The sequence below is a fragment of the Rossellomorea sp. RS05 genome (assembly GCF_039822645.1).
GTDB lineage: Bacteria > Bacillota > Bacilli > Bacillales > Bacillaceae_B > Rossellomorea > Rossellomorea marisflavi_B.
In genome coordinates, this window is record NZ_JBDKWY010000004.1 from 227189 (window position 1) to 248459 (window position 21271).

The following is a 21271-nucleotide window of genomic DNA, read 5'->3' on the forward strand; positions in this document are numbered from 1 at the left end:
CCATGATCCATACAGAAGCGTACCAGTCTGACAGACTTGCATTTACGAAAGACGTGTGGAACTACGTCGATTCCCTCTGTTCCGCAGGTTTAACAGAAGGGGAAAGGGTACTGGTGACTGCGGACAACTCCTATCATATGGTCGTCACACTTTTCGCCCTTATCCAAAAGGACTGCTCTATCGTTCTGGTGGATTCACAAATGAAGGAATCCGAAGTAAGGGCCACTGCACGGGCACTGGGGTGTGGAATGTGCCTGTCTGATCGATGGTTTACCCCGTCCACCGAAATGAAGACCATTGTCATCCCCTTGGAAAGGATCACTCCTTCAGCAGAGCAGTCCGCTCTAAGTCTCTCCCGATGGAAGGAGAAAAAAGATGCGTTAATCCTGTATTCGTCAGGCTCAACCGGTGCTCCAAAAGGAATCGTAAAATCAGGTCGCTCGTTTCTCGACAATATAGAAAGTACGATGGAGCGAATGAAGTACGTGGAGAAGGATGTCTTGCTTCCACTTGTTCCCTTCACACACTTTTACGGCTTGTCGTTCCTATTCATCTGGTGGTTGAAAGGATGCGAACTCGTCGTCTGCGACTACAAAAAAATTCGGCCGATCATCAAGGCGATTACAGAGAAGGGTGTAACCGTTGTGGACGCCGTCCCTTCTACTTATTACATCTTGAATAGACTGCTTACCAAACGCCATGACACCGCAGCGGAGTTGAAAGGTTCCCGAGTAAGGATGTGGTGCATAGGGGGATCCCCTCTGGCCAGGAAACTCGGAATGGATTTCAGACGTTTGATGGGCATGGAGCTGCTGGATGGGTATGGTTTGTCGGAACTGGGAAATGTGGCGCTCAACACAGAGTCACCAGAGACGGGATGCGGACAGCCTCTTCCGGGTCTTGAGCTCAAGATAATCGATCCGTCCGGCGTAGAATTGCCTCCAGGGGGAACCGGTGAAATACTCGTGAAGTCCGGTGATGTCATGGAAGGGTATATCGTGGAAGGGAGTCCGGATCTCATCCCACCAGGATCCCATTGGTTCCAGACGAAGGATGTCGGCTTCAAGGATGCGGATGGGAATCTCCATGTTATTGGTCGAAGAGGGAATGAGATATTAAGGAACGGCTACTTGATCTACCCGGCTTCAATCGAAAAACAGCTCGAGGATCAACTCGGATTGAAAACGAAGGCGTTTCCCATTAAAGATGAGAAAAAAGGGTCCAGAATCCTCCTTTTTGCCGAAGTGGCTATGCAGGAAGAATCCTCCATGAAAAAAGCGATTAATCAGTGTCTAAGCACAGTACTACGACCTGATTTCGTAGCCTGCGTGGAGAAATTCCCAACGCTCTCGAACGGAAAGGTCGATCAGAAAGCCATCCTGGCGATGGCACATGAGTGGGAAGCAAATAGGAAGGAAGAAATGATATGGTCAATGTAAATATACTGGAACGGAATTCTTCGTTAATGGAACGTAGGAGGAGTTCTATTGAAAAGACAATTGAATTCATCAAACGAAACCGTTCGGATATACGTGACATCCTGACAGAGGTTTCAACCTACAGAACCGCTGAAGAGGAGATTGACAGTTCAATCAAGACGTTGGAGAAAGGGTATGACGAAGTCAGAAGGAATCAGCCGCCTGATATCGACCGCATGTCTGTTTTCATGCCTTCCAACGTCCTCTTGTACTCTTATGTCTTATACTTGCTGATACCATCTTACTATACGAAAGAAATTGAATTTCGAAGTTCCAGTATGGTGTCCCCCCAAGCAAAAAGACTGCACGATTTATTAAAGAAGGTCCATGAGCTTCCCATCACCTTATTGGAACTCTCCCATAGGAAGTATATCAAGGAATCGGCCATGAAATCAGATGTAGTCGTCTTTACTGGAACATATCAGAATGCTGAGAATATCAAGTTCCAACTTTCAGATGATCAACTATTTGTATACTTCGGACAAGGGGTCAATCCTTTCATCCTCACGGAATCAGCCTACATAGAACATTCAGCAGAGGATCTGATTGCGGCAAGGATGTTTAATAGTGGCCAGGACTGTATGGGGCCAGATGCGATTTACGTCCACCGGTCAATTAGTGATGCCTTTATTCATGAGTTGCTGGCAAAGGTTAAACAGCTCAAATACGGTTCCAATCTTGATCTGACAGCAGATTACGGCAAGATCCACTATACGTCTACCTTGGAATCGGTAGGTCAGTATTTGAATCAGCACAGCGCCTTTATCAGACATGGTGGGACGATTGATTACCATCAAAAAGTACTTCAGCCGACCGTGTTGGTGAGTCACATCACGGATAAGCTCCCGATTGATGAATATTTTTCTCCCATATTCAACGTCATCATTTACGATCAGGACGAACAATTGAAGTCCACGCTACAGGAAGGCTACTTTTTGGAAAGGGCGATGGGGGCTTCACTTTACTGCGGTGATGGAAGTGACGAGTTACTTTCCTATCTACAAAAGAAGCACGTGGTTTCCGTCAATCAGACCCTGTTTGAAATTGAAGATGGGAATTCCCCTTTCGGAGGGTACGGTCCAATGGCCAATTATGCTTCCTATCGAGGAGAGCTTTATATCCACCCTCTGTTACTATCGAAGGTCCTGCATGACCTGTGGGGAAGAGAGGGATGAGAGATGCCTAAAAGTGTGCTGAAGATTGTAGCTGACCGGTTAAGCCAGCTGAATACAGAGATTGTTTTCGGGCTTCCCAGTGATGACTTGCAGTTGATGAACCACGTGCAGGAGAATGCAATCGAATACCTCGTTACGAAGGACCAAAGGAATGCCCTGTTCATGGCTGCAGGATATGCCCTTGCTTCGGGGAAACTCGGGGTCTGTAATGTGGGGAAGGGACCTGCCTTCACCAATAGTTTGACAGGTGTTCTGGAAGCACGGTCCTTAAGTGTGCCGGTACTCATCATCGCAGCCGGCACCAGTACGTTGAAATACGGAGAAGAGAAAGCTTTCCAGGAAGCCAACCAATTGGATATGGTATCTCCACTGGCCAAGTGGAGTCACCGGCTGGAAAGTGCTGAATCCATTCACTGGGTCCTGAAAAAAGCCCTTTACCTGACCGTGAATGGGACGCCGGGACCTGTCTATATTGAAATCCCGGAAGATATAGGAAGGATCGAAATAGAAGATGTAGATGGGGATGAACCTGCTCAGCACACCGGTAGACCAGTGCCATCCGCAACATCCATTCATGCAGCTTCAGAACTCATCCAACATTCTGAGCGACCAGTATTACTGCTGGGAGGAGGGTGCAGGACAATCGGGGATCAAGGCCTGCTTCCACGTCTTGCAAATCGGCTCCAATCACCCGTCTTTTCTACGGCTTCAGGAAGGGGGAGCTTCCCTGAGACACACCCACTGTTTTGTGGGTTGGCAGGGTTGTATTGTCCAGAGGTGATGAAAGAGATCATCGCAGAAAGCGATCTCGTTCTATCGCTTGGAAGCAAGCTTGAGGAAACGGCACTCTTTGGCTGGGAAGCCATGCTTGAGGAGAAACACCTGATTGAAATCAATCTCAATGAAAATCACTTCAATCATTCATTCAATAGCCTTAAACTCGTGGGAGATGTGGGCGAATCCCTTACCCTACTCTACGATGCCTTGGAGGCAATAGAGATTGCTTCCAGGCGTGACGTGGAGAGAGCGAAGAATAGGTTAGTGACCGAAAGTAGAAGAGTAATAGATGAGGAGTCGCCATTAAAGGTCGTCCATATACTGGAGAGAATCCAGAGGGGTGAACAGCTTCCGGGTATCTTCGTACATGAGAACGGTCTTCAGGATATGTGGTCCTACTTCTATCCTTATCTTTCACTTAATGAAGGACAGACTTCCATTGTGCCAAGTGAACAAACAAGCTTGGGCTTCGGCTGTGCGGCGAGTATCGGCGCTGCTAAAGCCAAGAAAGATCAAATGGTCGTGGCATTGGTGGGCGATGGGGCATTTAATTTGTTCAGTCCCGAATTGATGACAGTAGCCCATAACCAGATTCCCGTGATTTATATTGTGTTGAAGAATGGAGGCTATGGATGGCTGGAGTACCAGAATAAACATGCATCCCCTTCGCCGTTCGTCAACACGGATACTCCCCTTGTCCAGCTTCAGCATTCGCAGTTATCCGTCCTGTGTCTAACCGCAAAGGAAGAGCTGGACGATATCTGGGAGAAAGCACAGGATCTGTACGCTTTAGGGCAAACGGTCATTATCGAAGCAACGATTACGATTAACGATGTGCCCCCACCCTTAAATGAAATCCATGGAGACTTTCCAGTAAAGGAGCATGTTTAATGAATGTGGAAACAGTCATTCTGCCCAAAACAGAAAATCGAACAGGTCTGAAGGTCCCAGTCACAATCAACGGGACAGGGTTCTCGGTACCGGGAAATCGGGTCACAAATGAGGAGTTGAGCGGGGTTCTTGACACGACAGATGAATGGATCAAAACCCGTACCGGAATAAAAGAAAGGCGCTTTTTAGAAGAAGAGGAAGTAACGTCCGATCTTTGTATCCGAGCGAGTCTAGAAGCAATCGCCAATGCGAATATCACAGCTGCCGAGATCGATGCCATCATTCTGACCACAACGACACCGGATCAACGCCTTCCGTCGACTGCCTTGGTCATAGGGGAAGCCATTGGGGCGCATAAGGCGATTCCCATTGATTTAAACCAAGCTGCCTGCGCAGGAGGCATCTTCTCCATTGTGATCGGCACGCATCTTTTACAAAATGAACAGTTCAACAATGTATTGGTGATCGGGGCGGAAATTCTTTCGAGAGTAACCGACCCAAATGATCGAACAACCAGGGTATTCTTCGGTGATGCAGCAGGGGCAGCGATCCTTCAGAAAACGAGTGAAGGAAATGGACTTCTCTCCTGGGAGATCGATTCTACTCTGAATGATGCAGTTAGAATCGAAGGAGGAGGAACCGTTCCACTGGCCGATGGAGAAACAATTGAAAGCAGTCAATACGTCAAGATGGACGGAAGAGAAGTATGGAAGATGGCCACGAAGAACATTCCATCATCCATTCGGAATGTCATTGACAAGGCCGGTCTTTCGGTCAGGGATATCGACCATTTTCTGATTCATCAGGCAAACCTGAACATCGTACAAGCAGCACTTGAGGAATTGGACGTGTCACCGTCTAAAACCACTTTCACCGTACAAGACTATGCGAATACGGGATCAGCAAGCTTGTTCTCTGTACTATACCGGGCGCTTCATGAAGGGAAGATAACTGAAGGTGATGTGGTTGTGTTTTCTGCAATAGGCGCAGGGTTCGTATGGGGCTCACTTTGTTTAAAATACACTCAAACCGATTTGAAAGGATGATAAAACAATGAAACAAGCAATCAAAGAGGAATTTGTACAATCATATAACCTATCCGTGACTCCAGAGGAGATTCAAGATGATGTCCACTTGTTCGGGGAAAAGTCCCCATACGGCCTGGATTCCATGGACGTCCTATTATTCATCAATCTCATGAAAAAGAAATTCGATTTGCAATTGGAAGCAATCAATACGACAAGCTTTCAAACCGTCAACAACATTGTTGAATTTATCGAGAAACAAAAACAAGAAGAATCTTCCCGCTGATACACTTGATGACTCCTGTTAAGCAGGGGTCATTTTTAAAAAGAAGGAGGTGTAATCATGGGGTCTTATGTTGCCATAACCGGGTACGGTATGGTCAATCATTTAGGAAAGAATGTACAGGAAGCATGGAGCCGCCTCCAACCATCGAATGCTCATGAATTTATTGAAGATGTACGCCCATTAGATGTCACCGAGTATTTTGAGAAGAAAGAACGAAAAAGACTCGATAGTTTCACCCGCTATGCCATGGTTGCATCCATGGAAGCTTTGACGCATGCCAACATAAACAGCCCTCACGAGACAAAAGGGATGGGGGTATATGTAGGAGCTGCGGGAAACGGCGCAGATCAATTCCTATTGGATAACCATCACTTGTTACTGGAAAGAGGGCCGAAACGGGTCAGTCCTTACTACTCATCTGCTTCCATGATCAACTCACCACCTGCAGAAATTGCCATTAAAAATGGATCACATGGCCCTTCCGGCACCATCATTGCGGGAGAGGCGGGTAGTCTAATAGCCATCGGACATGGATTGAGGGCAATTCAGAATGAAGGAACATCTCTGATTGTAGCAGGAGGAACTCAAGGAGATATATCCGATCTAACACGTGAGGGATACGAACGTTTGAATATTTCCCAATCCGATCAGCGAGCCTATCATCCCTACACTGAAGACAGTAAAGGGCCTGTCCTTTGTGCTGGTGCAGGATCCATCGTGATGGAATCGATGGAGTCGGCTGAAAGGAGAGGCGCGGATATACTCGGCACGGTCATGGGATTCAGTATGGGGACCCGCTTGGATCGTATGGAAGAATCGTATACGGCGACGATGCGTTCAGCATTGAAAGATGCCGGGGTCACGCCCAAGGAGGTATCCATCGTGATCCCGCAAGCAGCGGGAATTCCGTCCTATGATCGAGCAGAGGAGATGGCCATGGATGCAGTTTTTCAAGGAGCAACAGTCCCGACTCACGTGTTTAAAAGGAAAACAGGCAACTTGATGGCAGCCATCGGGGTAACGAATACCATTTTTGCTTTGCAAACCCTAGCTTTTACAAGGGAGCAGAAAAGGTGGGGGAATAAAGCAATTGCAATGATCAATTGTTTTGACTTTCAAGGTCATAACGCAAGTTTGGTTATCAAGCTTGCCTGATGAAAGGGAGGATGAACGTATGATCGATATACAATCGGTCCTTCCTCACAGATACCCCTTCTTATTGATAGATCAAGTGGTCTGTAAGGAAGAACTCACCTATGCGAAAGGAATCAAATTGGTATCGAGAGGGGACTGGTTCATGAATCGGAATGAAGAGAACCCCAAGATGCCCGAGGTTCTTATTTTAGAGGCAATAGGACAATTGGGGGCCTTCGTGCTTCCGGAAAAGGAGAAGAGCCTGGGATTGTTATCAGGTGTGAGGAATGTGAGGTTCTTTCATTCCGTTCACCCCGGTGACCAATTGGATCTGGAATTTGAAATCATCAAGCTCCGCTCACAGGCATTTAAAGGGAGGGGAACGGCATCTGTCAATGGATTGAAAGTCGCAGAGGTTGAAGAAATCACCGTTTCCTACCTTCGATCATAATACTGAAGGGCTCCCGTCATGGGAGCCTTTTTTGGTACTATTTCCGCATTTTACAGAATGGTGGGAAATTTGCGTGATTTTCTAGGTTTTTTCTTTTGGCACTTTAATAGAATGAGGAAGTGAGATCATTTGAACTCGAAAGGAGATCATTACGTGAAGCGTCGAGTAGTCATAAGTGGATGTGGCGTAGTCAGTCCGATCGGGGTTGGCCGGGAAAATTTTTGGACCAGTCTCACGGAAGGAATACGTGGTGGACGGCTCATCACCGGTTTCCATACAGACGGATATGGAACAAAAATTGCAGCCGAAGTGACAGATTTCAAATCTCATCCTTTTATTGAAAAAGAAGAATGGGAACGGATGGATACCTTTGCTCAATATGCCATGACCGCAGCGCTTGAAGGCTGGGAGCATGCAGGATTGACTCAATTGACACATGAGCCGAGCAGGGTTGGGGTCATTGTGGGGTCCAGTAACGGTGGAGATCCATTCCTCCATGAAAACCACGTAAACCAATTAAATGGAGGCGAAATCGATCCTCAAAAGCATATCGGTGCGATGATCAACAATGCGCCCATCCAAATAGCGAGGAAGATACACGCTACCGGGCCTGCTTATTCGATGTCTACTGCTTGTGCATCCGGTACCAATGCTATCGGAGAGGCATTCCGATATATTCAGTCCGACTACGCCGATATCATGATTGCAGGTGGGACGGATGATGGCATCCAGCCATTGAACATGGCGGGTCTTGACCGGATTCACGCCATGAGCAGGAGAAACGAGAATCCAGGTTCAGCCAGCAGGCCGTTTAGTGAGGATAGGGACGGGTTTCTCATGGGAGCGGGAGCCGGTATGGTCGTATTGGAAGCATATGATCATGCCGTCGCCAGAGGGGCTGAAATCCTCGCTGAAGTGGTCGGGTACGCGGCCACAACAGATGCCTATCATATCACGGCACCTCACCCGGAGGGATTGCTGGCAGCTGAAGCAATGGAAAAGGCCATGGAAGAAGCAGGAGTAAGCCATGTCGATTACATCAATGCACACGGGACAGGTACGAAGTTAAACGACGAAATGGAAGCAAAAGCAATCCATCTTACCTTCGGTCCGGATGGCCACCGGATCCCTATTAATGCCATCAAATCCATGACCGGCCACATGCTGGGAGGATCGGGCGCGGCAGAGGTAGTCTCCACCGTCCTTTCCATCGTCCATGATTTGATCCCCGCAACGGTCAATACGGATCCAGTAGATCAGAAGCTCAGGTTGAATGTCGTCAGGGGTGCTCCGTTGCATACATCGATCAACGTGGCCATGACTAATTCCTTTGGATTCGGCGGACATAATGCAAGTTTAATCCTACAAGACGTTAAAGGAGATCCATACACATGAAAAAACTGATAAGCTTCTCTATTAACAACAAACTCGCCCTCTGGATACTGACGATCTTCGTCATCCTCTTTGGTACATATTCCGGTTACTCAATGAAGCTTGAAACATTGCCGAATATCAATGAGCCGGTCGTCGATGTCACCACCGTCTATCCAGGAGCTTCACCGAATGAGATCCTGGAACAAGTGACCGAGCCTATCGAGAATACGGTCTCAAATCTCGAAGGTGTCAAAAGCGTCACGTCCACTTCATTCGAAAATGCCTCTTCCATTCAGATCCAGTATGATCTGAAGAAAAATATGGAAGATGCAGAAGGGGAAGTGAAAGAAGCCGTCCAGTCCCTCGGCTTACCGTCGGACGCAGAACAGCCGAGGGTGGCCAGGGTCAGCTATAACGACTTGCCGGTTCTTGTTCTGGCATTGACTGATGAGAATGAAAGCTTGCAAGAGTTGAGTCATTATGCAGAAACGACCATCAAAAGCGAGTTTGAGAGTGTGGAAGGCATTTCAGACATTAAAGTGGTCGGAACGATCCAAAAAGAACTGGAAGTGTCGTTCAACGATAAGGATTTGAATGCGTTCAATCTTACTGAACAAAATGTCATTGACTATATCCAATCCATCAGTAGTGATGCTCCCTTAGGCTTACAAGTGGTGGATGATGAAGAGCAGTCTGCCGTGATCAAAGGTTCCGTTACGTCTGCAGAGGATCTCAAAAACTTAGAAATTCCCGTTGTACCGTCTCCAGGTGAATCAGGGGATGGGAAGACATTTGTCAAGATGAGTGAAATCTCGACGATCAATGCGGTCACAAAGGAAAAATCCGTATCCAGGATGAATGGCAAGGAGGCCATTGGGATCCAGGTTTACAAGAATGCGGCCGGGAATACGGTCCAAGTGGTCGATGGAATCCAAGAGAAGATGAAAGAGCTTGAGAAGAAGAAGGATTCACTGGCCTTCACCTCTGTGTTGAATGAAGGTGATCCAATCAAGGACTCGGTGCATGTGATGTTCCAAAAGGCCTTAATGGGGGCGGCGTTTGCGATCCTGATCATTTTGATGTTCCTGAGAAACATCAAAACGACGATCATAGCGGTGGTGTCCATCCCACTGTCGCTCATCATCTCCCTTATCATCTTGAATCATTTGGACATCACGCTGAATCTGATGACACTCGGGGCCATGACTGTGGCAATCGGCCGTGTCGTTGATGATTCCATCGTGGTGATCGAGAATATCTTCAGAAGGATGACATTGAAGGGTGAAACGTTGAAGGGGTTTGAATTGATCAAAGAGGCCACGGCTGAAATGTTTTCACCGATTGTGTCTTCCACCATTGTCACGATCGCCGTATTTTTACCGTTGGGTTTGATCGATGGACCGGTGGGTGAGCTGTTTCTACCGTTCGGGTTGACGATCGTATTTGCCTTGCTGGCCTCTCTAATAGTATCGATCACCATCGTGCCGATGATGGCTCACTTATTGTTGCGCAAGAACATCCAGCACAACAGCAAACGCTCCAAAGAGAGAAGGAAGTCCCCTTATAAGAGACTTCTTAACTGGAGCCTGAACCATAAAATCATCAGCTTTGTCATTGTGAATGTACTCTTGGTCGGGAGCCTGTTCCTTCTTCCGCTGATTGGGGTGAGTTTCATCCCTGACAGCGAGAACAAGGTCATCATTGCATCCTATAATCCTGTCCCAGGATCAACAAATGATGATATAAAGAAAGAAATCCAAAAATCGGAAGATGTATTATTGGAGAGGGACCATCTTAATGACGTCCAGGCTTCCTTCGGGGAAGGGAACCCCCTGAACCCGTCAGACACCAAGCAAGTGCTCTTCATCATCAATTATCACCCGGAGCTGGCTGATATCACCAAAGAACAGGATGAACTGGCATCCAAGTTAAAAGATGTGAATAAAGGAGAATGGGACATTCAAAGTTCCGGATCAGGTTACAATACCCTTTCCCTATTCGTCTACGGGGACAACAGCGGAGAAGTCAACGAAGCAGTAGAAAAGATAAATGGAACGTTAGAAAGTGAAAATGAGTTGACTGGATTGAAGGCCAGTACGTCTGAATCCTTAAAGCAACTTGGTTTCGTCCTTGATACTGAAAAGATCGCGAGCCTTAATATCCAGCCTCTCCAAATCTTTGATGTTCTCAGTCAAGGGTCGTCCTCCACCCAGATCACAAGCTTAAATGAGGGGGGAGAAATGATCCCGGTCAACGTTTCCCAAGGTCAAGAAGAGGGATCTGCCTTTTCCCTGGAAGATAAACGTGTCCAAACGCTGACGAATGAAAATGTCAAGCTGTCAGAGCTCGTGAAGGTAGAGGAAGAAACGGCTCCAGCCTCCATCACGAAGCGTAACGGGAAGGTATACGGTGTGATCACTGCTAGTATCACCGGTGATGATGTGGCAGCTGTAACATCCAAGGTTGAAAAAGAGGTCGATCGATTGGATCTCGCTGATGGTATTGAAGTAGAAGTCGGCGGAGTGGCCGATCAGATCGATGAATCGTTCACCCAGTTAGGGATAGCCATCATCAGTGCCATTATGATCGTGTATTTCGTATTGGTGTTGACATTCGGAGGCGGTCTTGCCCCCCTTGCAATCCTCTTCTCATTACCATATGCCATCATCGGCAGCTTGGTCGGGCTGGTCGTCATGAACGAACCCATCAGTATCTCCGTCATGATCGGAGCTTTGATGCTGATCGGGATTGTCGTCACCAACGCCATTGTTCTGGTCGATCGCATTGTTCAAAAGGAAAAACAAGGGTACTCCACAAGAGAATCCATCCTAGAAGCGGGCATGACACGACTACGTCCGATCTTCATGACCGCCCTTGCCACCATCGGGGCTCTTGCACCGCTGGTTATTACAGGAGAATCCGACGGAAGCGGACTCATCTCAAGCGGCCTAGGGATCACAGTCATCGGGGGACTCATCTCTTCTACGGTCCTGACGTTGTTCATCGTTCCGGTTGCCTATGAAACCTTAGCGAAGATGAAGATGAAGTTGGGGAGGAAGAACCGGAAAGGACATGAGAAAGGAGAAGTGGCTTAGCATGTTGCTAAGCCTTTCTTTTTAAAATTCAGGAAGAGGTGTGTCAACATGGGAAGTGCATTTTGGAAGTTAAAGGATGCCATGATCGTACTGGCGATCAATCTGGTCGCTGGCTTCGTGGTTGCCGATCTATTCATTAAGCCGGGTCTATCACGGATGGGACTGAGCTCGTTGGAAGCGGGAACGATTGGTGGAATGTTCCTCGCAATCGTCGCTTTTGCGACTGTTTATCTGTGGGGTGTGAGACAATACCGCATCAGTTGGAAAGTAATCGGCATATTCAATGCGAAGAAGATCATTCAGCATAAGAAGATGATTCTCCTGTACACCTTTGGGGCCTTGATTGTTTCGCTCCTATTATTGTTCGCCATGTACAGCATCATAGGTGTGTCACCCAATAGTCGATCGAATGCTGTGGATGACACGTATCTTTTTGCGATCCTTCTAGCCGTGTTCTCCTCTGTCATCGTTTCCCCCATCTACGAGGAAATCTTATATAGAGGATTTATCTATCCGACGTTACGCAATCGGTTCGGAGTAAAGAAAGCCATTGTGTTCAGCGCGCTCATTTTTTCTCTGGTCCACCTTCCATCCATTGATATCCTCCCCGTCAACTTTGTGAATGGATTGGTATTCGCCATACTCTATGAACGGACAAACTCTATCTACGTTCCCATGGTCGCCCATGCGTTGTTCAATCTCAGCTTAATGACTTTAGTCTATTTGGTTAGTTAAGGAGGAAAATGAAAATGGAACAATCGATCCAGCTCCAGGTCAAGCAAGATTCCATCTGGAAGAACAAGCAGTTTATCTATCTATTGGCCTCCAGCGTCTTTTCTAGTCTAGGTGCTTCCATGTTCCTATTCACACAATCCTGGTACATCGTAACGATTCTCAATCTCCAAGCGGCAGTGGGGTTCGTGATGATCGGATCCACCTTGCCCCAGATCTTCTTATTGTTCATCGGCGGTGTCATTGCTGATAGATGGGACAAGACCAGGCTCATGTTCTGGTCGGATCTTACAAGGGTGATCTTGATTTTCAGCTTGGTCATCGTGCTTGTTGCGTACGCTGTAATCCCCATCTTCATATTCGTGATCTATGCCGTCGCATTCGGGGTATTGGGTGCCTTCTTCTACCCTGCAAGAGACTCGATCATCCCGATGATCACGGAAGATCATAACTTGACGAAAGCCAACTCATTGATCCAAGGAACGAACCAGCTCTCCATGCTGGCGGGACCGCTCGTCTGCGGCGTATTGATTACGCTTTTCAACTTCCAGACTACGTTCTTCATCGTTGCCATCCTTCTTGCCGCTGGCACATTGCCACTCTACTTCATGCGCGAAAGCAAGGTCGAGAAGGAAAGGGTGGAGGGGACACCCCTTAAGAAGGAACTTATGGAAGGGCTGCTTTACATAAAAGGCTCAAGTCTCCTCCAAGGCCTGCTCCTGATCTCCGTCCTGATCAATCTTATCATCGTCGGTCCGTTGTTCATGGGACTTCCCATTTTCGTCCGGAACGTCCTCGACGGTACAGCCTTATCCTACAGCCTGATTGAAGGCTCCTTATCAATCGGTCTGTTGATTGGCTCGATCATCATGTTCGCGTGGAACACCAATCGCCATCGTGGCAAGATCGCCTTGTATTCCTTGCTATGTCTTTCGTTCAGCTACCTTTTATTCTCCCAGACGACCACTTTCACAACAGGACTGGCTACTATATTTCTTGTGGGTGGATTCATTCAGATCACCACGCTACCGGTGATCAGCATCATTCAAAGGCAAGTGTCGAAGGAATACCTCGGTCGGATCATGAGCTTGATGACGATCAGTTCCATGGGTCTTACTCCGATTTCATATGGGGTCACATCGATGCTCTTAACGGTGGGCCTTACGATCCAGGACATCATGTTCTGGAGCAGCTTGATATTAATCGTCGTGACGATTGGCGTTATCTTGAGTGCCAGACAGATTCGGGCGACTCATTGATACTCTTTAACTCACAGAACCTTAATGGTCTATGATTGGAATGACCGATTTGGTAACGATCAGTCTCATCCGCCTGGTAACGTACGATGAGACTGACGTTCCATACATATACTAAAAAACGCATGTAGGGAAGTGGCCTACATGCGTTTTGGTTTTATTCTTCTTTATACTGCCGGACCAACACTTCAAATTTGTCAGCATACTTCTGAATCCTCGCCTCATCTTTCCCTGAAGACAAGAAGGGCTTCCGTTTCCCGCAGATCAGGATGTCCTTTTCTTCGCGGTCCTCAAATTGAATATAGGGCTTCAACGCGTAGCCTTCGACGTGTGGGAGCTTGGCCACCAGCCACGCAAGCTGCTCCGTTGTGTAGTGGTTTGTCGGTGAGTTCATGACTTCCAGATCTGGCATCGTGGTAAACACTGATACGTCCTCATCTTTGATCTTCTTGCCGGAAAAGGTGAATTCCTTCAAGCGTGAGCCCTCCAGCGGCTTCAAGTCATCCAGCACACTGGCTGGCCAGACGGCATCACCGAAGTGGAGCCGCTCCAGGACAGGGGCTTTCTGGATCCCGTCAAGTGAATGCAGCCTGGTGAAGTCGCTGATGGAAAGCCCTTTTAGGGCGTGATTCCCCGTCATATCCCACATCTTCGTGATCCGCTGATTATGGAAGTACCCGATGAATTCCACATCCTTCAGGGTGGAAAGACTGGACCAGTCCTCCACGAGCTTATTTTTCCAGAATAGAATGGCCTTGAATTTGTGGGCATGGTGTTGGACGAAGTAGTCGAATGTATCCTGCTTTAAGCCGGAGATCATCACCCGCTCCACTCCTTCCCATTCTTCTATGAGATCGATCTCTTCCCGTGTGATGTTGCCTCCGGTGATGTCGCTATTTTTCTTCTCCACCCTTTTGTAGAGATCAGTGGAATGGCAAAGCTCATAAAATTCTTCTGTATTCATCTATATTCCTCCTTAACTAGTAAGCTGTTCACATCGTTCGGATAAGACCTTGATGAATTCATCCCGATCCTTGGGTGAAATCAGAACCATATCGTATGTATTGTACGAAATCTCAAGCCATTTGAGGGAAAGGGCAGGGCTCGATAAGGGGTTGCTCGTTTTCTTGACGGAGGTGATCCTGTCTAATGGAATTCTCTTCTTGAACGGACCGTATCGGATGATCAAATGGGTATCGCTGAACAGATAATACGTGGTAAGGCACCCCCATAATATAAACATGGGAAAAAGCACGCAAGAAAGTAGTAGAAAAATCACTTCCCAAAAGGAAGAAGATTCATAGAACATGGCATAAAGGCCGATTCCGATAGTTCCGAGCATGCTTCCCCAGATGAGGATGGCAAGCCATGGGTCTACTTTTGATGGGTGTTTCATGACGTTCACCTCCAATGAAACTAGTTATCTGTTCTTTCATTATTCAACGACTGCGAATACAACGACAACACAAGGACCCCCACTGTGATCCATATGCCGAATATGGCTCCTGCATAAGAGCCAATCAATTCCAATGCAAAGGGGAGGATGACAGTCAGGATCCCGCTTGCCAAGCAGAAGATGCCGTAGGCCCTGGCGAGTCGGTCCTTGTCTCCCTTGAACTTCTTTTCATCGTATCTGGCGATGAAGGTGAGGTCTTTTTTGTACCAGATCAGATAGGCGGATCCGAATAGGAATAAGCTTGCAAATAAACTACCTACGATTGCGCCCCACAACATGTCATCGCCTCCTTGCTTTATTTACGTCGGGAATGAATGAGAAGTTTCATATATGGGTGATACAGAGGGAGATGATTCTAATCTTGGTCAGAGTATTCAGCAAGAACGACAGAAAGCCGGATTCCGTTGAAAATGGTATCCGGCTTTGTTCTTTCATTAGTTTTGGGAATTAAGATTCTTTAAAGGAATGAGCAGTTCAAGTTCACCCAACTCCTTACCATACACATCCCGATTTTGTTCACTAGGCTTCAGTGTAAGGGATGCTGGCATTTCATCCATCGGAGGCAACGTCAGCACCATGTGATGACCATTCGTCCCGTCGGCCATGCCGGTTTGCAGCTTCATTCCATCGTAGACGCGGCCTTGGTCGTCGACGACGGTGTATTCGAACCATGGCCAGCGGTCGTTTTCATCCAGTTCCGCCGGATAGTCGACGGAGAGGTCGATCCGGGTTGAGAGTGGAGAGAAGATCACGTTGTCGGCGGTGATGGCATAAGTCCCATCGTCGGTTTTCGCTGTGGCATCAGGGGAGAAGGCAGTGACGTCACGCTTGATTTTCTCAAGGGGGAAAGCGACATTCCACTGGCCCTCATAGCCGAATAGATTGTCTCCTTGTACTTCGATATCAACCTCATCACCATACTCATCCAAGTTGGAGAGGGTATACTGGTGGTGCTCGATGATGGTGTTCGGCTCTATGCTATCTTGCCCCGTGGAGCCGATTGCCGGTTTGATGGTCTGTCCGTTGATGGTGATCTCCTGCCGCCCGACTTTTTCTTCTTTCAGCGTCACGCCTTTTGCCCCGGTATACACGACCGTCACGATAAGGCGGTTGCCATCATAAGCGGCTTCTTTTACCGTCATGGTGAGTCCGTTGTGGCTGTCCTGTTTGTCGATGGGGGTGGCAAGGTGATCCTGTTCGATTTTATCCGATGCAATGTCCCTGAAATCCTTATAGATCGGACTGAGTAGGGGGATGCTCGACAGTGCTTCCGCCATGCCCGTCGATACAAAGCCCGAGCCGAGGAGGGAAAGGCATACGCCACACGCCACCATGAGGGAGCGCATCGTCGCCTTTTTCACGTTCCTTTTTCGCTTCGCTTGCAGCATTGCTTCCTTTTCCCTTGCCACAAGCTTTTCAACGGGTACAGATATGTTTTCAAATAGATCCTTATTCATACAGATAGCCCTCCTTTAATATCGGTCTCAGCTGTTTCTTCGCCCGGTTCAGATGTGACTTCACCGTTCCTTCGGGGGACTTCATGAGCGCCGCGATCTCCTTCGTGGTCAGGTCATGGTAGTACCTCAGCAGAACAATCGTTTTTGCCGTAGGGTTCAGCGAGGTAAAGGCCTCCGTGAGGTCCATGGAATGCAGGCTCGAATCGGCATGATCAGATGACAGTAGCCCGGCAAAGACATTTTCATCATCTGTCGTGAAATGGCGGGACTCCTTCCGGATGAAATCGATCGCCTTGAAAACGAGGATCTTCGTGATCCAGCTCGAAAACCGTTCGGGCTTCTTCAACGTGTGGATGGAGGTGAAAGCGGTATAGATCGCCTCCTGATAGATGTCCAGGGCGTCCTGTTCATTCCGGACGTATACATACGCCGTCCGGTACAGCTTTTCCCTGACAGAACCGATGAGCAGCTCAAACGATTCATCATCGCCCTTTTTGGCCTTTTTCACTAGTGATGCGATATCCATGTATGTTCTCCTTTCTGTTACGTTATATAGTCGTGTGTGGTGGCCTATTTGGTTGCAAGGTGTGTAAAATGAGATTAATAGGTTCGGGTGGTTCCTTCATTGTTTTATCGGATTGTTTCGTGTGTTCTATCAGTAGTGGTGCATGGAGACGATTCCCGTGCACCATTTTTTTGACGCAACGGAACCGTCGCTATGTGTTCATTTTTCCGGATATTCTGGGTTGGATTTCGGATTGTGGGTGGTTGGGGATAGGTTTAAAGTAGAGATAAGATCAGTTAAGGGAGTGAAGGAATTGAAAAAACGCACTAGTTTATTTTTATGCCTTATTATGTTAACGCTTACACTTGCCGCGTGTTCGTCAGGGGACAAGAAGACCGGAGGCGACTCCAAGGAATTGACGGTGTATTCACCTCATCCGCTCGAATTCACAGAGCCTCTTGTTAAAGACTTTGAAAATGAAACCGGTATCAAAGTAGAGTTGATCTCGGCTGGATCTGGTGAACTATTGAAGCGTGTTGAGTCAGAAAGTAAGAACCCATTATCGGATGTCCTCTGGGGAGGTTCAATCTCTACGTTGAGCTCCAAGAAAGACTTGTTTGAGAAATATGAGTCTTCTAATGAAGAGGATGTCATTGATTCCTATAAGAATACGGATGGATATATTACACGTTTCTCTGTTGTTCCAAGTGTCATCATGGTGAATACGAACCTGATCGGTGATGTGAAGGTGGAAGGCTATCAAGACCTCTTGAACAAAGAACTAAAAGGGACGATTGCGAATGCGGATCCTTCCAAATCTTCATCTTCATTCGAGCACCTGATCAACCAGTTATATGCAATGGGTGAAGGTGTACCCGATGACGGCTGGGACTATGTGTCTGACTTTGTGAAAAATCTCGATGGGAAGCTATTAAGTGGTTCGTCCGCAGTGTACAAAGGGGTAGCAGATGGTGAGTATACGGTTGGACTGACGTTTGAAGAAGCAGCACTGAACTATGTGAAAAATGGGGCACCTGTGGAAGTCGTCTATCCTGAAGAAGGAACAATTGCGAAAGCTGATGGAATGGCCATCATCAAGGATGCCAACAACTTGGAGAATGCCAAAAAATTTGTGGACTATGTAACGGGAAAAGAAGTGCAACAGAAAATCACGTCTGAATTGAACCGTCGTTCGGTCTTAAAGGGGATCGAAATCGATCCCAAGTCAGGAATGAAAGACTTAAACGATGTGAAAGTCATCAAGGACGATGAAGAATGGTCCAATGATAATAAAGAGGAATTGCTGAGCAAATACAAGGACATCTTTACAAGCAATTAAGATGAATAGGCCGCCTCCCTCACGAAGAGGAGGCGGTCCTTTTTAAACCAGGGGGAATGAGACATGCCGACTCAAATCACGTTTAATGATGTAACCAAGAAGTACGGAGATACAACGGTCATTGATGGGCTTTCATTGGATATAAAAGAAGGAGAACTGTTCACACTGCTGGGTCCTTCAGGTTGTGGGAAAACCACGCTACTCAGGATGATTGCAGGGTTCCACAGTGTAGATGGGGGAGAGATTTCGTTTAACGAACAGGTGATCAATGAGATCCCGGTCAATAAGCGGGACATTGGAATGGTGTTCCAAAGCTACGCCATCTTCCCCCATATGACGGTGAAGGATAATGTAAAGTATGGGCTGAACGCACGGAAGCTTCCGAAAGATGAAAAATCCAGACGGCTGGAGGAAATCCTGGAGACGGTTCAGATCACCCAATATCAGGACCGGCTTCCGGCACGACTTTCCGGAGGGCAGCAGCAAAGGGTGGCACTCGCCCGTGCAATCGTCATTCATCCGAAGGTTCTGCTCATGGATGAGCCCCTGTCCAATTTGGATGCCAAATTGAGAATTGATATGCGTCGTGCTATCAACGAGATTCAGAAGAAGATTGGCATCACGACGGTATACGTTACCCATGACCAAGAGGAGGCACTCGCCATTTCCGATCGGATTGCCGTCATGAATCACGGTGAAATCCAACAGGTCGGTTCTCCCACAGATATCTATCTTCGCCCGGCCAATCAGTTCGTGGCTACGTTCATCGGACACTCGAACCTATTCAGCGGGAAGGTGTCACACCAAGGTGGGAAAACCCTGATTACCTTGGCTGATGGATTCACGTTCGAGATGACGAATCTCAAGAGTGAGGCGAAGGACGGAGCGGCGGTGACGGTTGCCGTCCGTCCTGAAGAATTCATCATTTCAGAATCAGAGGAAGGGATTGATGGGATGGTTACATTCCGGAACTTCCTCGGAAAATATATTCACTATGAGATTCAGCTTCCAGATGGAAGCAAGGTGGAACTCAGTCAGGATACCAACACATCTAAGCACTTCTTTGAAGTGAACCAGACGGTCAAGCTCCAGCTGTTGGTGAACAAGATCAATGTCTTCACAGAGGACGGGGAGCACAGTCTGATTGAAGGGGTTGTGAAATATGAATAAGCGATTCCCTAGATTCAAACTCGACTTCTGGAACATTATGATCATTCTCTGTTTGGCGATCTTCGTCCTGTTCCTCGTCTATCCATTATCATCTTTGATCATCAATAGTTTCAAAAGTCCGGGCTCAGACAGCTTCACGTGGGCCAACTATCAAACATTCTTTGAAAAGAAGTACTACTATGAATCGCTCTTCAACAGTTTCTCGATTACCATTCTGGTCACGATCTTCGCCGTCCTGCTTGGAGTACCCCTTGCCTATCTGATGACGACGATGAAGATCAAGGGGAAAGGGATTCTTGAAGTCCTTATCATCATCTCCGTCCTGTCCCCACCGTTTATCGGGGCGTATTCATGGATCCTCCTGTTGGGGAGAAGCGGGGTCGTCTCGACGTTCTTCAAGGAACATTTTAATATTCAAACCCCGAGTATTTATGGGTTTGCGGGCATTCTGATCGTCTTCACCTTCAAGCTGTTTCCGTTCATCTATCTGTATGTATCAGGGGCATTGAAGAAAATGGATTCGTCCCTGATCGAGGCAGCTGAAAGTCTAGGGACGACTGGAATGAAAAAGGTCTATACGCTCATCCTGCCGCTCATTCTGCCAACGATTCTTGCAGGGTCTCTCCTCGTATTCATGAATGCACTCGCTGATTTCGGTACGCCGATGCTGATTGGGGAAGGCTTCTCCACAATGCCGGTCCTGATCTATTCGGAATTTATCAGTGAAGTCGGAGGCAATGCGTCATTTGCCGCGGCGCTCAGTACGATCATGATCATCATTACTGCGATCATCTTCATCGGTCAAAAATACATTGTGAACAAGAAGTCGTTTGAAATGAGCTCGTTGCGCCCTATCAAACCTGTGAAAGTAAAAGGGTTCAGGAATATAGTGGCACATCTCTTCATCTATGTAACGATTGCCATCGCCATCATTCCTCAAATCACGGTCATCTACACGTCATTCTTGAAGACGCAGGGATCGATCTTTGTCCCTGGATTTTCACTGGACAGCTATATCACCGTGATGGATCGTATGGGAGATTCCATCATGAATACGTTCGTGTACGGACTGATTGCCATCATCATCATCATTATCCTTGGGATGTTGATTGCCTATGTTTCCGTGCGACGGAAGAATTTCTTCACATCCCTTCTCGATACAATTGCGATGTTCCCATACATCATTCCGGGGTCGGTTCTTGGGATCACCTTATTGGTTGCGTTCAATGACGAACCATTGTTGCTGAGTGGTGGAGCAGCCATCATGATCATCTCGTATGTAATCAGGCGGTTGCCGTATACGATGCGTTCGAGTGCGGCCATCATCTATCAGCTGAGTCCAAGTCTCGAGGAAGCATCGATCAGTCTCGGCTATTCGCAGCTTCGTACCTTCCTGAATGTAACGGCGAAACTGATGATGCCGGGGGTGCTTGCCGGTGCACTTCTCAGTTGGATCACCGTCATCAACGAACTGAGTTCATCGATCATCCTCTTCACGGGAAGTACGAGGACGATGTCTGTGGCCATCTACTCCGAGGTCATCCGGGCAAGTTACGGGACGGCCGCCGCATTATCCACGATCTTGACGGTCACGACGATCATCACGCTGATCATCTTCTTTACATTCAATAAGACCAAGGAAATCAGTATTTAGAGAGGGGGGGAAGAGA

Annotated in this window: 19 protein-coding genes; 14 read left to right on the plus strand and 5 right to left on the minus strand. The window is 47.5% G+C overall.

Translation table 11 applies throughout. From position 1 onward, the window contains the following. The first annotated feature begins 2 nt into the window (after positions 1 to 2). From ABJ225_RS13120 to ABJ225_RS13170, 11 genes are all read left to right on the plus strand, one after another. Positions 3 to 1439, plus strand: a complete 1437-nt coding sequence (locus tag ABJ225_RS13120) for a class I adenylate-forming enzyme family protein (protein WP_347320670.1) — start codon at positions 3 to 5, stop codon at positions 1437 to 1439. Further along, positions 1427 to 2653 carry an aldehyde dehydrogenase family protein gene (locus ABJ225_RS13125; protein ID WP_347320673.1) on the plus strand — a complete coding sequence of 409 codons (1227 nt, stop codon included), beginning with the start codon at positions 1427 to 1429 and terminating at the stop codon, positions 2651 to 2653. Before ABJ225_RS13120 ends, ABJ225_RS13125 begins: the two co-directional genes overlap by 13 nt. A gap of 3 nt (positions 2654 to 2656) precedes the next feature. Further along, positions 2657 to 4321, plus strand: coding sequence for a thiamine pyrophosphate-binding protein (locus ABJ225_RS13130; protein ID WP_347320676.1), 1665 nt, complete (start codon positions 2657 to 2659; stop codon positions 4319 to 4321). After that, positions 4321 to 5367 carry a 3-oxoacyl-ACP synthase III family protein gene (locus ABJ225_RS13135; protein WP_079514972.1) on the plus strand — a complete coding sequence of 349 codons (1047 nt, stop codon included), beginning with the start codon at positions 4321 to 4323 and terminating at the stop codon, positions 5365 to 5367. Before ABJ225_RS13130 ends, ABJ225_RS13135 begins: the two co-directional genes overlap by 1 nt. Positions 5368 to 5374: 7 nt before the next feature. Next, positions 5375 to 5632, plus strand: a complete 258-nt coding sequence (locus ABJ225_RS13140; RefSeq protein WP_053428476.1) for an acyl carrier protein — start codon at positions 5375 to 5377, stop codon at positions 5630 to 5632. A 57-nt stretch (positions 5633 to 5689) separates the two neighbouring features. Then, on the plus strand, positions 5690 to 6787 hold the full coding sequence (locus tag ABJ225_RS13145; RefSeq protein WP_079514973.1) for a beta-ketoacyl-[acyl-carrier-protein] synthase family protein: 1098 nt from the start codon (positions 5690 to 5692) through the stop codon (positions 6785 to 6787). 19 nt (positions 6788 to 6806) lie between these two features. Beyond that, on the plus strand, positions 6807 to 7217 hold the full coding sequence (locus tag ABJ225_RS13150; RefSeq protein WP_053428474.1) for a 3-hydroxyacyl-ACP dehydratase FabZ family protein: 411 nt from the start codon (positions 6807 to 6809) through the stop codon (positions 7215 to 7217). 153 nt (positions 7218 to 7370) lie between these two features. Then, positions 7371 to 8612, plus strand: coding sequence for a beta-ketoacyl-[acyl-carrier-protein] synthase family protein (locus ABJ225_RS13155; protein ID WP_347320681.1), 1242 nt, complete (start codon positions 7371 to 7373; stop codon positions 8610 to 8612). Beyond that, a complete protein-coding gene (locus ABJ225_RS13160; RefSeq protein ID WP_347320684.1) occupies positions 8609 to 11686 on the plus strand; it encodes an efflux RND transporter permease subunit in 3078 nt (1025 codons plus the stop codon). The genes ABJ225_RS13155 and ABJ225_RS13160 overlap by 4 nt, the downstream gene beginning before the upstream one ends. Before the next feature lie 48 nt (positions 11687 to 11734). Further along, positions 11735 to 12421, plus strand: coding sequence for a CPBP family intramembrane glutamic endopeptidase (locus tag ABJ225_RS13165; protein WP_347320687.1), 687 nt, complete (start codon positions 11735 to 11737; stop codon positions 12419 to 12421). A gap of 14 nt (positions 12422 to 12435) precedes the next feature. Beyond that, positions 12436 to 13677, plus strand: coding sequence for an MFS transporter (locus ABJ225_RS13170; protein ID WP_079514977.1), 1242 nt, complete (start codon positions 12436 to 12438; stop codon positions 13675 to 13677). A 154-nt stretch (positions 13678 to 13831) separates the two neighbouring features. On the opposite strand, the gene ABJ225_RS13175 is transcribed toward ABJ225_RS13170, so the two are convergent. The 5 genes from ABJ225_RS13175 to ABJ225_RS13195 all read right to left on the minus strand — a co-directional run bounded on the left by ABJ225_RS13175 (position 13832) and on the right by ABJ225_RS13195 (position 17113). Continuing rightward, positions 13832 to 14638 carry a hypothetical protein gene (locus tag ABJ225_RS13175; protein WP_347320690.1) on the minus strand — a complete coding sequence of 269 codons (807 nt, stop codon included), beginning with the start codon at positions 14636 to 14638 and terminating at the stop codon, positions 13832 to 13834. Between the two features lie 12 nt (positions 14639 to 14650). Then, on the minus strand, positions 14651 to 15070 hold the full coding sequence (locus tag ABJ225_RS13180; protein ID WP_347320693.1) for a PH domain-containing protein: 420 nt from the start codon (positions 15068 to 15070) through the stop codon (positions 14651 to 14653). A 20-nt stretch (positions 15071 to 15090) separates the two neighbouring features. Then, positions 15091 to 15408, minus strand: coding sequence for a DUF3784 domain-containing protein (locus tag ABJ225_RS13185; RefSeq protein WP_347320695.1), 318 nt, complete (start codon positions 15406 to 15408; stop codon positions 15091 to 15093). Positions 15409 to 15564: 156 nt separating this feature from the next. Then, positions 15565 to 16587: a DUF4179 domain-containing protein gene (locus tag ABJ225_RS13190; RefSeq protein WP_347320697.1), complete on the minus strand. Its 1023-nt coding sequence runs from the start codon at positions 16585 to 16587 to the stop codon at positions 15565 to 15567. Continuing rightward, positions 16580 to 17113: a sigma-70 family RNA polymerase sigma factor gene (locus tag ABJ225_RS13195; RefSeq protein WP_347320699.1), complete on the minus strand. Its 534-nt coding sequence runs from the start codon at positions 17111 to 17113 to the stop codon at positions 16580 to 16582. Before ABJ225_RS13195 ends, ABJ225_RS13190 begins: the two co-directional genes overlap by 8 nt. A 328-nt stretch (positions 17114 to 17441) precedes the next feature. On the opposite strand from ABJ225_RS13195, the gene ABJ225_RS13200 reads away from it, so the two are divergent. The 3 genes from ABJ225_RS13200 to ABJ225_RS13210 all read left to right on the plus strand — a co-directional run bounded on the left by ABJ225_RS13200 (position 17442) and on the right by ABJ225_RS13210 (position 21255). Further along, positions 17442 to 18431, plus strand: coding sequence for an ABC transporter substrate-binding protein (locus tag ABJ225_RS13200; protein WP_048013878.1), 990 nt, complete (start codon positions 17442 to 17444; stop codon positions 18429 to 18431). A gap of 63 nt (positions 18432 to 18494) precedes the next feature. Beyond that, a complete protein-coding gene (locus ABJ225_RS13205; RefSeq protein ID WP_347320701.1) occupies positions 18495 to 19601 on the plus strand; it encodes an ABC transporter ATP-binding protein in 1107 nt (368 codons plus the stop codon). After that, positions 19594 to 21255: an ABC transporter permease gene (locus ABJ225_RS13210; protein ID WP_218245432.1), complete on the plus strand. Its 1662-nt coding sequence runs from the start codon at positions 19594 to 19596 to the stop codon at positions 21253 to 21255. The genes ABJ225_RS13205 and ABJ225_RS13210 overlap by 8 nt, the downstream gene beginning before the upstream one ends. Positions 21256 to 21271: the final 16 nt, after the last annotated feature.

Bases quoted from the DNA above. Each gene is read 5' to 3' on its own strand.
- ABJ225_RS13180 (WP_347320693.1), bottom strand. From the start codon at position 15,070: ATGAAACACCCATCAAAAGTAGACCCATGGCTTGCCATCCTCATCTGG.
- ABJ225_RS13210 (WP_218245432.1), top strand. From the start codon at position 19,594: ATGAATAAGCGATTCCCTAGATTCAAACTCGACTTCTGGAACATTATG.
- ABJ225_RS13160 (WP_347320684.1), top strand. From the start codon at position 8,609: ATGAAAAAACTGATAAGCTTCTCTATTAACAACAAACTCGCCCTCTGG.
- ABJ225_RS13175 (WP_347320690.1), bottom strand. From the start codon at position 14,638: ATGAATACAGAAGAATTTTATGAGCTTTGCCATTCCACTGATCTCTAC.
- ABJ225_RS13125 (WP_347320673.1), top strand. From the start codon at position 1,427: ATGGTCAATGTAAATATACTGGAACGGAATTCTTCGTTAATGGAACGT.
- ABJ225_RS13120 (WP_347320670.1), top strand. From the start codon at position 3: ATGATCCATACAGAAGCGTACCAGTCTGACAGACTTGCATTTACGAAA.
- ABJ225_RS13185 (WP_347320695.1), bottom strand. From the start codon at position 15,408: ATGTTGTGGGGCGCAATCGTAGGTAGTTTATTTGCAAGCTTATTCCTA.
- ABJ225_RS13130 (WP_347320676.1), top strand. From the start codon at position 2,657: ATGCCTAAAAGTGTGCTGAAGATTGTAGCTGACCGGTTAAGCCAGCTG.
- ABJ225_RS13150 (WP_053428474.1), top strand. From the start codon at position 6,807: ATGATCGATATACAATCGGTCCTTCCTCACAGATACCCCTTCTTATTG.
- ABJ225_RS13190 (WP_347320697.1), bottom strand. From the start codon at position 16,587: ATGAATAAGGATCTATTTGAAAACATATCTGTACCCGTTGAAAAGCTT.
- ABJ225_RS13135 (WP_079514972.1), top strand. From the start codon at position 4,321: ATGAATGTGGAAACAGTCATTCTGCCCAAAACAGAAAATCGAACAGGT.
- ABJ225_RS13165 (WP_347320687.1), top strand. From the start codon at position 11,735: ATGGGAAGTGCATTTTGGAAGTTAAAGGATGCCATGATCGTACTGGCG.
- ABJ225_RS13140 (WP_053428476.1), top strand. From the start codon at position 5,375: ATGAAACAAGCAATCAAAGAGGAATTTGTACAATCATATAACCTATCC.
- ABJ225_RS13205 (WP_347320701.1), top strand. From the start codon at position 18,495: ATGCCGACTCAAATCACGTTTAATGATGTAACCAAGAAGTACGGAGAT.
- ABJ225_RS13170 (WP_079514977.1), top strand. From the start codon at position 12,436: ATGGAACAATCGATCCAGCTCCAGGTCAAGCAAGATTCCATCTGGAAG.
- ABJ225_RS13195 (WP_347320699.1), bottom strand. From the start codon at position 17,113: ATGGATATCGCATCACTAGTGAAAAAGGCCAAAAAGGGCGATGATGAA.
- ABJ225_RS13200 (WP_048013878.1), top strand. From the start codon at position 17,442: ATGTTAACGCTTACACTTGCCGCGTGTTCGTCAGGGGACAAGAAGACC.
- ABJ225_RS13145 (WP_079514973.1), top strand. From the start codon at position 5,690: ATGGGGTCTTATGTTGCCATAACCGGGTACGGTATGGTCAATCATTTA.